Below are 12,795 nucleotides of genomic sequence, written 5' to 3'. Positions count from 1 at the left end.
ATAAACGAAATTACAGCCGAAGCGATAGGCAAATGGGAATCAATCTTTAGTTAATTAGGTATTGAGGTGGGTAATGGTAAACATTACCCTAGCCCTATCTTTGGTGGTAAAGATAGATTCTGGTTTGATAATAAAAGTGGTTACGGTACTTATTCCTGCAATCTATGTGGTAGCGGTGACGGTTTAGAACTTATCAAAATTATTATCATTATTTTTGTTTAACTGAATTTTTGCTACAAGTCACCACTAAATTTAACTAAAGAACTGGTTATTCTAGTTTTTGAATTTATTTCGCCAATGAAGCTCTCTATTAAACAAATACCGTTTCAACCTACAAACTTAATCACAGAAAGTGTTTATAATTTAATTGTTTTACCATGTTCATTATCATCTAGCTCATCAGGTGTTTAGTACATTTTTAATTAATGATATGTTGCGTTACACCTCAACACCATCTTAATAGATGTAATATAAACAATAACTGCATGCTTAATAATCTGTTGCAGTGGCACTTGATAGTAAGTAATAGATTTTATCGTAGTGGAAATATTCTGATTATAATCCAATGATTCTGGGCAGATGATAGCCAGCGTATGTTAGCTAAAGCTTGTCGAAATGTCATCTGTCGCTATGTTTTCATCTAGGATAATATAAAGTTTTATATTCTGATTTGCATAACTGATTATTTTAATTAAAGATTACATGCCATATTAGATCTCGATTGAGATATTAACAGAACTATCGAGAAAAATATTTTTAATATATTCTTCTAATAAGGCGATATCTTGATCAGCAAATTCAGCGATCAGTTTTTGTTCGCCGACTAGATGTTGTTTATCCGCCTTTATTTCTACGGTTAGGGCATTTTTTTCGAGTAACAGATAGTTGATTGCATTTGCGACTTCCATGGTTGATTTGTTGGTTTGTATAGCTATTGAATCATCAATTTCACCATCATCAAAACGCGAAATAATTAAATAACGGTCGGGGGATGTCGGATGGTTACCGATACCAATAATCAAGACGTCATTTTCGGTATAACAGTTTATTGTTGTAGCAAAAAATCGTGCTTCTTGTTCCATCTTTTAATTCGGTAACTCCATAATTAAGGTGGAGAAATTTTTTTAAATAAAAGGCTATTGTAATAGTATTTAGTCATGTTGTATCTATATTTTTGATTAACGCCATGAATCTGTTTAGCCAGTATAAGATTGATGCAATTCGCCACTATCAAAATCAAGTTAAATTTTGCAAAAGCCTACTTTTAGGTCACTATATTTTTTAAATAGCGGAACATGCTATAGATTCCCTAATAATTTTTACAAAAAATAAGCTATTTTATAAAGCATCAATCAATATCGTTAACAATAATCTTTTATTGCCGTTTATTTTAAATAGTTGTTGTAATGGGGAATGCTGTTTAGGTTCGTTAATCACGATAGCATTGCATAAGCAGGTATCTGTTAATTTTGTTGGATGCAAATGTAGATATTCCAAGATAAGCCATTGCCTTCTCCAATTTAAGAAATATTAAAAATTAGAGCTATTCGGTCTAATAACAGCTATTTTAGCTAAATAGAAAATAGTTGAAAGATAAAATTAAGCAGCCAAATAACTAACCAAACAACCAATACAAAGCATAGAAGAAGCAGCTATAAAACCAAATTATTATCACAATATTATCTTAAAGTTTTCGACTTGCTGCTGCACTGTTATAAAATGAGAGTTTAAATGCTCATCCTGATCTTATTGAAATATCTTTGTCTAGGTTTAGAATGACTGGTCGGGCTATTTATTATAATGCAAAATATTTCAGCGAAAGAGTTGAGTTTATGGTAAGGCGGTGATTTATGTTGAATAAATATAGTAATATTTCCATTTTATAATAATATAGCGTATATAGTAAATTAATTGTATTTTTGTCAGCGGTATTTTTATGAAAACATTATCGAGCTATATTGAATCATCAAATACTATTAGCATTTATGTACTTGCTGAAGCGTTAGGTTGTGATAGAACTACTCTAGATAGCTGGATAAAAGATGAAACTCTTTTATTCCCTAAACCTATCCAACTAGGTAAAGACGAAATACTTTTTATCTGTCAAGAGATTCAGGGTTGGTTAAGTAAAAGACCAACATTCAACTGTTATTATGACGGAAAGACAGATAATTTTATCATAAACCATAATCAAATTGTTTCAGTAAATTCTAAGACAGATACATTGATTAATAAACAACAAGCCTTGAATAAAATACATGCAAAAGTTAAATCAGATGGAGAGAATATTTTTTTAATCAATACTGATACTGTTATACCATGTATTTCAATTGATGGTGTTGATTTATTTTTTTCTGATAGATTTCAACCATATTTTTCTCATAGTGAAAAAGTCTCTATTCAGCATGAAATTGGTGTTGAATTATCAAAAAAAGAAAAAAAGGATATAAATTCCAACTCGCCGAAGCTAAAGCGCATAACAACATTATAACTGTTCCAGTGAATTTTAAACTGAACTTACTACATCATTTTTAGCTACCGCAAAAAACAATTGCTATAAAATTAATCTGATCACTAAAAGTTTCTATTGGAATTGATGAGACGATATCTGTCATTATAGTTATTGTTGATAAATCATTTGTTGATTTTTTCATTGTTCTATTTTTACTATATCCAATTATTAAAGGCGTAACGTTAGTAATAAATGATCGAGTTACAATATCATCGGTGTTATAAATAACTACATCACCCTTGATAGACTTAACCTTTGAGGAGTGTTTTTCTAATTAATGAAATATTAAGATTTTTAAGAAATGTTATAAATTATAACCATAACTACACTAGCACTATATGAAAGATTTTATTACTTTTTTAGCAATTTATATTGTCTGATATTGAAATAGATGAACATTAAAATGAATAGAGTATTCAAGTTTAGTAAAATTTCTGTCTAAAAAATCAGCTAATTTGCTGACGTTAATCACTCTACATTAATAAAAGAGACTGCAAGTTCCTTATTTTTAGGTATAATAAACAGCAATAGCCGATGTTGGTTATATTTTATATATGGGCATTTAAGCTAATCATTTATTAGTAGGTACCTAAACCACCATTAACAGTTGTAATATTCCATAAATCATAATCTATTTAGCGCATTTTAATATCGCAATACTCTATAAAAATGTACCACAACGAGTCTATATCCTATTGATTAAAATTTTAACTTATTAAAGAGTAATCATATGAACGCATATCTACTACTTTTGGGGGCAATTATCTGTGAGGTCATTGCAACATCTTCATTAAAACTATCTAATGGTTTTACCAACTTGGTTTTTTCGATTATCACCATAATCGGTTATAGTGCCTCTTTCTATATTCTATCGCTAGCCTTGAAAACTATACCTGTGGGCATAGCTTATGCAATTTGGTCAGGAATAGGGATTATTATCATCAGTTTAATCGCCTGGATCTTCTTAAAGCAATCATTAGATCTTGCCGCATTAATTGGTATGGGGTTTATTATATTTGGCGTGGTAATTATCAATCTTTTCTCTAATATTTCTGGTCATTAATAAACAATTAATGATTAAACTTTTATTTAGATAAATTATTTTAGCGTTTATAGAAATAAAAAAACCGGAGATAAACTCCGGTTAAAGTCAGAAAGAAAGTAAGAATATTATTACTTAGTGTCAAAAAATGGTTAGATTTCTTTAGCATGTTGTTTTAAGTAGCTAGCAACACCATTTGGATTTGCTTGCATACCTTGTTTGCCTTTAGTCCATTGTGCAGGACATACTTCACCATGTTCCTCATGGAATTGGAAAGCATCCACAATACGTAGCATTTCATCAATGTTACGACCAATTGGTAAATCATTAATGGTTTCGTGACGCACCACACCGGTTTTATCGATAAAGAATGAAGCACGAAGCGCAACTCCAGCTTCAGGATGTTCAACACCGTAGTCTTGCATAATACTATGTTTAATGTCAGCTACGATTGGGAATTTTACTTCACCAATACCACCTTTATCTTGTGGCGTGTTTCGCCATGCATTATGAACATATTCAGAATCCATAGAGACACCAATTACTTCAACACCACGTTTTTTGAACTCTTCTAAACGATGATCAAATGCAATAATTTCAGAAGGGCATACAAAAGTAAAATCCATAGGCCAGAAAAATACAACAGCATATTTACCTTTGATATGCTCAGCTAAATTAAAATTATTCACAATCTCACCAGAACCCAGCACCGCTGCTGAAGTAAAATCTGGTGCTTTACGAGTTACTAATGTCATAAAATGTCTCCTTGTGTAACGAATATTTATATTTTCTATGCAGTGCATTATAGCAATCTATGACAATACGCCAAGTTGTTATCAGCGATTGATTTCATTAGTTTAACCTATGATAAGCAAATTATTATTCGGTTTTAATTATCATTTTATTGGGTTTTCCTTTATTTTTAGTATCTCGGTGACGTTGTTTTACTTTTTTCTTTTTCGTTTCTTCTTGTTTTTTAGCTGCGTTTTTTTGTTTAGTTTTTTGCGAAGGTTTCTTTTTAGTCACCGGTTTTGGGGCTTTGGTTTTTGGACGTAGTTCATCAATGGTTCTTAATTTGATTGGTTCACGAATATAACGTTCAATTTTCTGTAATAATTCATTATCGTGAGCTTCAACGAGCATAATGGCGGTACCTTTTTTTCCTGCTCTTGCGGTGCGCCCAATTCGGTGTAAATATACATCGGCTGTTTTAGGTGCATCGAAATTAATGACATGAGTAATATCATCAATATCAATTCCTCTAGCAGCAACATCAGTGGCGACCAGTACATTAACGCTGTTATTATTCATTCGTTTAATGGCTTCATTACGTTTGGCTTGCACCATTTCACCCTCTAAATAACAACTATGAATATCAGCTTGATGCAGTAATGATACTAATTCATGCACTCGTTCACGTTTACGCACAAAGACAATGGTTTTTTTAACTTCCTCTTGTTTCAACAAGTGTGTTAATAATGCCACTTTGTGAGTCAAATCATCGGCACGATAATAGAATTGTAAAATCTTTTTTCGTTCTTTTCGCGAAGGATCGGCATTAATTTCAACTGGTTCGTTAAGAATACGATTAGCAAAACTGTGTAAACCTTCACCCTCTAATGTTGCTGAAAACAGTAGGGTTTGTTTTCGCCAGCGAGTTTCAGCCGAAATAGTTTCCACATCCTGAGCAAATCCCATATCTAACATACGGTCTGCTTCGTCCAATATTAACATTTCAACTGCACGACAATCGAAGTTTTCTTCTTTAATATACTGTAATAATCGACCAGTAGTGGCTATGACAATATCTTGATTTTTACTAAATACTTCAGCATGGTTCATATAAGCAACACCACCGGTAATCGTAGCTATACTTAGGTGAGTTGACTCGGTAAGTAACTTGGCTTGTTCAGCTATTTGCATGGTTAATTCACGAGTAGGGGCTAAAATTAAAACTCTTGGTGGCCCTGGTTTTCGACGTGGAAAATCAAGTAAATGCTGAACGGCTGGAATGAGAAAGGCTAACGTTTTACCGGTACCTGTCGGCGCCGACCCCAAAACATCTTTACCGTCTAAAGCTACTGGAATGGTTTGTGCTTGAATTGCGGTGGGTTCGTGAATGTTTTGCACTTGAAGGTTTTCAATTAAAATATCATCTAACTGTAAATCAGTGAAAGTTTGCGTTGTCATAGTGCTCTTCCAATCTATCATTTTGCTCCACATTATAACGGCAATCGCTATAACTACAATCTTTATCGACGCGCAACTGATTTAGCTTTAAACAAGCATAAAACTGGTTTTGACGACAAACACGGTAGATAATAAAGCAGCTACTCGCCTATAACCTTATCATAGGTTGGGGATTATGATAGAATTAAACACTTTATAAGATAGCGAATACTATTCACACTTTATCTAAATTGATGATCGAATTAAAAATATGACAGAATCTTTTTCTAACGATAAATATAACCAACAACTAAACAAAAAAATAACCAATTTAAAAACTATACTCTCAGATTTTTCCTTGCCTGAATTAGTGACTTACTCTTCACCAATCAGTCATTATCGAATGCGTGCTGAATTTAGAATTTGGCATAATGGTGATGAGATTTATCATATTATGTATGATAAAAAAACTAAGAAAAGAGTAAGAATTGATAGTTTTCCTATTGCCGTAAAATTAATTAATAATGCAATGCAGACCATTTTACCGTTAATTCAATATAACGATATTTTACGTCATCAACTTTTTCAAATCGATTATCTCTCAACGCTTAGTGGACAGTTATTGATCACACTTTTGTATCATAAAAAATTAGATGCACAGTGGATAATTGCCGCGGAGAAATTGAAGCAACAAATAACTGAACGAGGTATTAAAGCCAATCTAGTTGGTCGAGCAAGCAATCAGAAAATTGCGGTCAATGTTGATTATGTTGATGAGACTTTACCAATATTCGATAAAACTTTTAGTTACCGACAAGTAGAAAATAGTTTTACTCAGCCTAATGCGGCTATCAATATAAAAATGCTGGAATGGGCTATTTCGGTGACTAAAGGGTCGGAAGGGGATTTACTTGAATTTTATTGTGGTAATGGTAATTTTTCGATTGCTTTGGCACAAAATTTTCGTAAGGTTTTAGCGACCGAAATTGCCAAAGCTTCAGTCTATTCAGCGCAACATAATATCAAAATCAATAATATTGATAACCTGAGTATTGTGCGATTATCTGCTGAAGAGTTTAGTAGTGCAATTAAAAAAGAGCGAGAATTTAATCGATTAAAAGGGATTAATTTGGATAATTATCATTGTCAAACGGTGTTAGTTGATCCACCTCGAGCGGGTTTGGATGGTAAAACGATTAATATTATTCAAAGTTATCAACGAATTGTCTACATCTCATGTAATCCTCAAACCCTAAAAGATAATTTGCAACAACTGACTAAAACGCACTATATCGAACATTTTGCGATGTTTGACCAGTTTCCTTATACAGATCATGTTGAAACAGGTATTGTTCTTCGTAAAAAATAATATCAATAATATCCAACTAAGGTTAATTTTGCTAAAATAAGACTAGCTTTATGCTTAATTAACCGTTTTATTCTAATTATTGCATATCAAGTAGTTTAAGACGCAAAAAAAAACCCTAGATAAACTAGGGCTGCATTAAATTGCAAGGAATGGATGAAAGGAAATAAAACAATGAAACAATACTGTCTAGCCTCATGAATCATTGTGGTGTTACTATAGCAAACTAAAACCGACTAATTAATGACCGTAAAATTACAAAATAGTCATTGAACTGTCATGATGTCATTTGACTTTCTAAGATATCCTATTACTACATTATGCAATTTCGATAACCTGATAAAACATTAAGGAATATTCAATATGAAATTGTTAGTTGTTGAAGATGAACAAAAAACAGGTGAATATCTTCGCCAAGGTTTAGTTGAATCAGGATTTATTGTAGATCTTACCGATAATGGTCTCGATGGTTATCATCGAGCAATGACGGAAGATTATGATTTAATTATTCTAGATGTAATGCTCCCTGATATTGTGGGTTGGAAGATTGTTCAGTCGTTACGTGAGGCAGGCAAAGATACTCAGATTATTCTGCTTACTGCAATGGGCAGTGTCGAAGATAAAGTGAAAGGGCTCAATTTAGGCGCTGATGATTATTTGGTTAAACCCTTTTCTTTCGCAGAATTGTTAGCAAGAATTAAGTCGTTATTAAGACGCAATGTTCCCCAAGTTAATAATTACCAATTAAGCATTGCTGATTTAGTCATGGATTTACCTAAACGAACAGTAACGCGTGGTGATAAAAGAATTGATTTAACCAATAAAGAGTTTTTATTACTCGAATATTTTTTACGTTATCCTGGTGAAGTGCTCCCTAGATCACTTATCGCTTCCCAAGTATGGGATATGAATTTTGACAGTGATACCAATGTTATTGATGTAGCAATTAGGCGATTGCGGAACAAGATTGATGCCGATTTTGAGCCGAAATTAATTCATACCGTGCGTGGAATGGGATATAAATTAGATGTATTGGATGAAGAGAACTAACATCATATCATTTCGTATACCACTTATTGTATGCCTACTGACATGTGGGCTACTTTATTGTTTTAGCTATCTTATTGAACATACTTTTGAAAAAATTTCTATTCAACAAAATGTCACAGAACTGAATTCTGTCATCACCTCAATCGAGCGTGAGCTTACCTATTATTCGCCCGATGAAAATCGTGATGAATTCTTTCAAAATCTTTTACTTATTTTAACCGGTCATCATCATTTATTTGTTTATATTATTGATGATTCAGGAAAAATTGTCTATCGCACCCGCGGCCCAAATCTATCCATTGCTTTATCTCAAGAAGATTTTGATCGTTTAATTACCGAAAATAGTACTACAATTTGGAATATTGGTAAGTCATCTTATCGTATCGGTGCATCTAGAGTTTTATTAGATGAAGGTCGTCAATATACTACGATTGTTGCAGTAGCGCGTGATTTGCAACTTGAATTTATTAATCGATTACGAAATGGATTAGGTTTACTTATTGCTATTTCTTGTGTGTTAGCCTTGATTGGATCGCTAATTTCCATCTATTACACACAAAAACCGATTAATCGTTTAATAAAAAAAATTGAACGAATCAATATGAAAAGCTTAAATTACCGTATTTCAACGGCCTCTGTGCCGGTTAAATATGTAAGCTTAGTTAAAGCTTTTAATAATATGCTTCATCGTATGGAAGATGTTTTTGAGAGACAACGTAATTTTACTGCCGATATTGCTCATGAAATGCGAACGCCGATAACCAATTTAACCACCCAAACCCAAATCGTGTTAAATAATGCACGTTCTACAGAAGAGTATCGAGAGATCCTCTATTCTAATTTAGAAGAGTATGAAAAAATGTCGCAGATGATATCAGATATGCTTTTTTTAGCTCAGGCAGACAATCATCAACTGGTACCAAATCTTATCGATATTGATTTGCACTCAATGATTAGTTTGATGTGTGAATATTTCGAACCTTTGACTGATGAGAAAAATATTACCTTTGAGCTTGAAGGTAATTGTTCCCATATTCAGGGAGATAAAATGATGTTAGGGCGTGCAATAAGCAATATAATCTCCAATGCGATTCGCTACACACCGGAAAATCAGACAATTAAAATTAAATTGAGTCAATTAAGCCAAAAACAAATTCAGATTATAATCGCCAATCCGGGTAAAAAGATTGAAAGTCGTCATTTACCTCATCTTTTTGATCGTTTTTATCGAGTTGATGAATCTCGTCACCGAAATAATAAAGACAGTTCAGGAACAGGAATTGGTTTGGCGATTGTAAAATCGATTATCAACACCCACAAAGGTAATATTTATGCTGAATCGGATGATATCTCAACTCGATTTATTATTAAACTTCCGACGGTTATTTAACATCATAATCACTGATTAATAGATTAGCTGCCACATAGGCAGCTTTTTCTCTTAAATCCTGTGGTACTTGTTGATTTTCAACTATTTCATTTAGAACTGTCATTACCGCGCCCAACGCATCATCAATATAACCTAAATCATTACTACCAATTTGCGCATATCGTTCACGTATGAGCTCATTATATTTATTCATTTTTCTATCCTATTTATTAAAACTTCGATGCTATTTTAAATAAAATCAGTTAATTGTTGGTAAACTTCATTGGCTGAGATTGATTGCATCGTTTTATCAGTTGAAATGATGCTATGCTGGTTTTTACCATATCCACCAATTAGTTTTGGATCAGTTTTTCCAAATAAAGTTATATTCGGTCGATCTAACGCGGCAGTTAAATGGCTCAATCCGGTATCTACAGAGACGACAGCCTTAGAACCAGCAATAATTGTGGCGATCTCGTTAAGAGAGAGTTTAGGTAATACTTCAACATGATTAAATCCTTGCGCTAAACGCAAAGCGCGGGCTTGTTCATGAGGTGCACCCCAAGGAAGTTTAATCTTGAGTCCTGTCGGTTCGATTAATTCAATTAACTCTCGCCATGCCGCTTCTGTCCAATGCTTTTCTTCTCGGGTGGTAGCATGAAGAAAAACTAAATATTGTTGATTATCAGTCGGTAATGCCGATAAAAAATGACGAGCAATAGCATAATCACCGATTGAATTTGGTTGGGTGTAGTCAAGGCTTTTGGCAAATAACAGACGAACACGTTCAATGGCATGCATCTGTTTAGGTACATGGTGTTTGACATCATAAAACCAACTAGCAATTGGCTCTTTAATACTTTGCCGATCTAATCCATGTTTAATGCCTCGAGCTTTACGAGTGATTAAAAATGCACTTTTAATTAAACCTTGGGCATCAATAATACAATCATACTGTTGATGTCTTAAATGGGCGATAAATTGCTGACGTTCTTGGCGAATAGCTTTAGCAAACCAATTTTTTCGCCAACGCCTTATGGAAACAGGAATAACCTCATCTACTGCAAAGTGCCAAGAGGGGATTTGTGAGAAGTTTTCCTCAACCACCCAATCAAAAGTAATATCAGGTATGCTGTTAGCCGCATCGGTTAAGGCCGGTAACGTGTGTAATACATCACCCATTGATGAAGTTTTAACAACTAATACACGCATAATTAATTGCTCTTTTCACAACGAACGATGAGTTTCATCAATGTTTCAAAAACCTGATCTGGTTTGATATCAATCAGACTCTGATGATAACCTTGTTCAGCATCACCTTTACGAATGCGGTGATAACCCGTAATTAGACGAATGACTTCCGCCTTATTGGATAATGGCGGAGTAAAATCAGGACTACTCGGCCCATAAAGTGCCACTAAGGGTTTATCAAGCGCTGCTGCAATATGCATTAACCCTGAATCATTTGTGACTATGGCTTTACATGCTGAAATCACATTGATTGCTTGGTCTAATTTTGTTTGACCGGCCAGATTGATACATTGATCACTATGTACCATTTTGGCAATAATTTGTTCGCCAACTGGCTTATCTTTTTCTGAACCAAAGATAATAATTTTAGCATGCTGTTTTATGATTAAATCAGCTAATGCAGCATAGTGATAATCAGGCCAACGTTTGGCAGGGCCAAATTCAGCTCCAGGGCAGAAGCCGATTAAAGGCACGTCACTGGGAATGTTAAAAGTTGCTAATGTTTGATCTACTTCATCTTTTTCAACAGTAAGTTTTGGCCACAAAATTGGTTGAGGTAGATCTTTAGCCGAATGAATATCTTGTTTAGGGTAGGCGAGAGCGACATAGCGTTCTACCATTAATGGAAAAGCTTGTTTATCAAGCTGCCGTAAATCATTTAATAAACCATAACGCATTTCACCTTTCCAACCAGTGCGTTTAGAAATTTTAGCAAAAAAGGGGATAAGCGCGGATTTAAATGAGTTGGGTAAAATGATTGCTTGATCGTATTGATTTTTACGTAACTCTTTGCCGAGCTGATAACGTTTAGCTAATGCAAGCTCTCCATGACTAATTGGCATAGCGATTGATTGATTAACTTCAGGCATTTTACTTAATAAAGCACGGCACCATGCTGGTGCCATTACATCAATTTCCATGGTTGGTTGTAAATGTTTTAAGGTGCGATATAAACTTTGTGACATCATCATGTCACCAACCCATGAAGGACCAATAATCAACGTTTTCATTGAGGTTCCTTTATTGTTGGTTTAACCATTGCATATATTCAGTTGTTCCTTGAGATACTGTTTTGAACTCAATAGGACAACCTGTTTTCCTAAATTTAGTTAGATCAGCTTGAGTAAAGCTTTGATAGCGTCCTTTTAAGTGTTCAGGAAATGGAATATAATCGATTTCGCCTTTTTTATGATAATCTAAAACTGCATCAGCAACCGATTGGAATGATTCTGCACGACCAGTTCCACAATTAAAAATGCCAGAAACTTTATTTTTCCAGAACCATAAGTTAACCTCAACCACATCGCCAACGTAAATAAAATCACGTCTAAAATTATCACTACCAGCAAATAATTTTGGCTTTTCGCCTTTGGTTATTTGTTCATTCAAGTGATATGCAACGCTAGCCATGCTACCTTTATGATTTTCACGAGGTCCATAAACATTGAAATAACGGAAACCGCAAATTTGCGAATTTGCATTTGGTAAAATTTCTCGTACGTATTGATCGAATAAAAACTTTGAATAACCATATACATTTAAAGGTTTTTCATAAACTCTATCTTCAATAAAATTGTCACTACGTCCACCATAAGTTGCGGCTGAAGAAGCGTATAAAAAAGGAATATCAAAATCTAAACAATAATGTAGCAAATCTTTTGAATAGTTGTAATTATTTTCCATCATAAATTTGCCATCCCATTCAGTAGTAGATGAACATGCTCCTTGATGAAAAATAACTTCAATGTCCAGATTTTCACCGGAGACTATTGCTGAAATAAACTCATCTTTATCCATATAATCAGCAATATCTAAATCTGCTAAATTGGCAAATTTAGTTCCATCGGTTAAATCGTCTACTACTAAAATATCTTTTCGGCCTAAATCATTCAAACCTTTAACAATATTACTTCCAATAAAACCAGCACCACCGGTAACAACGATCATAATCACAACCTTTAACTAATAAAATTAATGACACTATAATAGCTATTTATTGGCAAATTTTCGAGTGAAGTTTTTTAATTAGTTGAATA

General features: G+C 33.6%; 13 protein-coding genes. 6 read left to right on the top strand and 7 right to left on the bottom strand.

Annotated features, from left to right (window positions below; all coding sequences use genetic code 11):
• The first annotated feature begins 66 nt into the window (after window positions 1-66).
• Window positions 67-222, top strand: coding sequence for a primase-helicase zinc-binding domain-containing protein (locus B6C99_RS00905; RefSeq protein WP_086358097.1), 156 nt, complete (start codon window positions 67-69; stop codon window positions 220-222).
• A 488-nt stretch (window positions 223-710) separates the two neighbouring features.
• Here the strand turns inward: B6C99_RS00905 and B6C99_RS00900 are convergent, their stop codons facing one another.
• Window positions 711-1,082, bottom strand: coding sequence for a hypothetical protein (locus B6C99_RS00900; protein WP_086358096.1), 372 nt, complete (start codon window positions 1,080-1,082; stop codon window positions 711-713).
• 854 nt (window positions 1,083-1,936) lie between these two features.
• Here B6C99_RS00900 and B6C99_RS00895 point away from each other — a divergent pair.
• Together B6C99_RS00895 and B6C99_RS00890 are read left to right on the top strand one after the other, a co-directional pair.
• Window positions 1,937-2,491, top strand: coding sequence for an AlpA family transcriptional regulator (locus B6C99_RS00895; protein ID WP_086358095.1), 555 nt, complete (start codon window positions 1,937-1,939; stop codon window positions 2,489-2,491).
• A gap of 751 nt (window positions 2,492-3,242) precedes the next feature.
• A complete protein-coding gene (locus B6C99_RS00890; RefSeq protein WP_086358094.1) occupies window positions 3,243-3,575 on the top strand; it encodes a multidrug efflux SMR transporter in 333 nt (110 codons plus the stop codon).
• Window positions 3,576-3,706: 131 nt separating this feature from the next.
• Here B6C99_RS00890 and B6C99_RS00885 read toward each other — a convergent pair whose 3' ends face one another.
• Together B6C99_RS00885 and srmB are read right to left on the bottom strand one after the other, a co-directional pair.
• The gene (locus tag B6C99_RS00885; protein WP_086358093.1) at window positions 3,707-4,309 is read right to left on the bottom strand and encodes a peroxiredoxin C; all 603 of its coding nucleotides are present in this window, start codon (window positions 4,307-4,309) and stop codon (window positions 3,707-3,709) included.
• A 124-nt stretch (window positions 4,310-4,433) separates the two neighbouring features.
• Window positions 4,434-5,744: an ATP-dependent RNA helicase SrmB gene (gene srmB, locus B6C99_RS00880; protein WP_086358092.1), complete on the bottom strand. Its 1,311-nt coding sequence runs from the start codon at window positions 5,742-5,744 to the stop codon at window positions 4,434-4,436.
• A gap of 250 nt (window positions 5,745-5,994) precedes the next feature.
• Here srmB and trmA point away from each other — a divergent pair, with 250 nt between their 5' ends.
• From trmA to B6C99_RS00865, 3 genes are all read left to right on the top strand, one after another.
• Window positions 5,995-7,092 (top strand): tRNA (uridine(54)-C5)-methyltransferase TrmA, encoded by a 1,098-nt coding sequence (trmA, locus tag B6C99_RS00875; protein WP_086358091.1) that lies wholly within the window; start codon window positions 5,995-5,997, stop codon window positions 7,090-7,092.
• A 360-nt stretch (window positions 7,093-7,452) separates the two neighbouring features.
• Window positions 7,453-8,139 carry a heavy metal response regulator transcription factor gene (locus tag B6C99_RS00870; RefSeq protein WP_086358090.1) on the top strand — a complete coding sequence of 229 codons (687 nt, stop codon included), beginning with the start codon at window positions 7,453-7,455 and terminating at the stop codon, window positions 8,137-8,139.
• The gene (locus B6C99_RS00865; RefSeq protein WP_158092415.1) at window positions 8,126-9,529 is read left to right on the top strand and encodes a heavy metal sensor histidine kinase; all 1,404 of its coding nucleotides are present in this window, start codon (window positions 8,126-8,128) and stop codon (window positions 9,527-9,529) included. Before B6C99_RS00870 ends, B6C99_RS00865 begins: the two co-directional genes overlap by 14 nt.
• On the opposite strand, the gene B6C99_RS00860 is transcribed toward B6C99_RS00865, so the two are convergent.
• The 4 genes from B6C99_RS00860 to rfaD are packed head-to-tail and all read right to left on the bottom strand — an operon-like array spanning window position 9,522 to window position 12,706.
• Window positions 9,522-9,722, bottom strand: coding sequence for a YaeP family protein (locus B6C99_RS00860; protein WP_086358088.1), 201 nt, complete (start codon window positions 9,720-9,722; stop codon window positions 9,522-9,524). The two genes, B6C99_RS00865 and B6C99_RS00860, sit on opposite strands and share 8 nt — an antisense overlap.
• 35 nt (window positions 9,723-9,757) lie before the next feature.
• A complete protein-coding gene (rfaC, locus tag B6C99_RS00855) occupies window positions 9,758-10,720 on the bottom strand; it encodes a lipopolysaccharide heptosyltransferase RfaC (RefSeq protein WP_086358087.1) in 963 nt (320 codons plus the stop codon).
• Window positions 10,721-10,722: 2 nt separating this feature from the next.
• Complete coding sequence (gene rfaF / locus B6C99_RS00850; protein ID WP_086358086.1) at window positions 10,723-11,769, bottom strand: ADP-heptose--LPS heptosyltransferase RfaF; 1,047 nt, start codon at window positions 11,767-11,769, stop codon at window positions 10,723-10,725.
• A gap of 10 nt (window positions 11,770-11,779) precedes the next feature.
• On the bottom strand, window positions 11,780-12,706 hold the full coding sequence (rfaD, locus tag B6C99_RS00845; protein ID WP_086358085.1) for an ADP-glyceromanno-heptose 6-epimerase: 927 nt from the start codon (window positions 12,704-12,706) through the stop codon (window positions 11,780-11,782).
• Window positions 12,707-12,795: the final 89 nt, after the last annotated feature.

Source organism: Gilliamella sp. N-G2 (assembly GCF_002142215.1).
In the GTDB taxonomy this organism is placed as follows: Bacteria; Pseudomonadota; Gammaproteobacteria; order Enterobacterales; family Orbaceae; genus Gilliamella.
Note: the sequence above shows the minus strand (reverse complement) of the source record. Positions and strands in the feature narration are given on the sequence as shown.

Excerpts from the sequence above, each read along its gene's own strand:
- B6C99_RS00885 (WP_086358093.1), bottom strand. The coding sequence starts at position 4,309 with ATGACATTAGTAACTCGTAAAGCACCAGATTTTACTTCAGCAGCGGTG.
- rfaD (WP_086358085.1), bottom strand. The coding sequence starts at position 12,706 with ATGATCGTTGTTACCGGTGGTGCTGGTTTTATTGGAAGTAATATTGTT.
- rfaC (WP_086358087.1), bottom strand. The coding sequence starts at position 10,720 with ATGCGTGTATTAGTTGTTAAAACTTCATCAATGGGTGATGTATTACAC.
- rfaF (WP_086358086.1), bottom strand. The coding sequence starts at position 11,769 with ATGAAAACGTTGATTATTGGTCCTTCATGGGTTGGTGACATGATGATG.
- B6C99_RS00860 (WP_086358088.1), bottom strand. The coding sequence starts at position 9,722 with ATGAATAAATATAATGAGCTCATACGTGAACGATATGCGCAAATTGGT.
- trmA (WP_086358091.1), top strand. The coding sequence starts at position 5,995 with ATGACAGAATCTTTTTCTAACGATAAATATAACCAACAACTAAACAAA.
- B6C99_RS00900 (WP_086358096.1), bottom strand. The coding sequence starts at position 1,082 with ATGGAACAAGAAGCACGATTTTTTGCTACAACAATAAACTGTTATACC.
- srmB (WP_086358092.1), bottom strand. The coding sequence starts at position 5,744 with ATGACAACGCAAACTTTCACTGATTTACAGTTAGATGATATTTTAATT.
- B6C99_RS00870 (WP_086358090.1), top strand. The coding sequence starts at position 7,453 with ATGAAATTGTTAGTTGTTGAAGATGAACAAAAAACAGGTGAATATCTT.
- B6C99_RS00890 (WP_086358094.1), top strand. The coding sequence starts at position 3,243 with ATGAACGCATATCTACTACTTTTGGGGGCAATTATCTGTGAGGTCATT.
- B6C99_RS00865 (WP_158092415.1), top strand. The coding sequence starts at position 8,126 with ATGAAGAGAACTAACATCATATCATTTCGTATACCACTTATTGTATGC.
- B6C99_RS00895 (WP_086358095.1), top strand. The coding sequence starts at position 1,937 with ATGAAAACATTATCGAGCTATATTGAATCATCAAATACTATTAGCATT.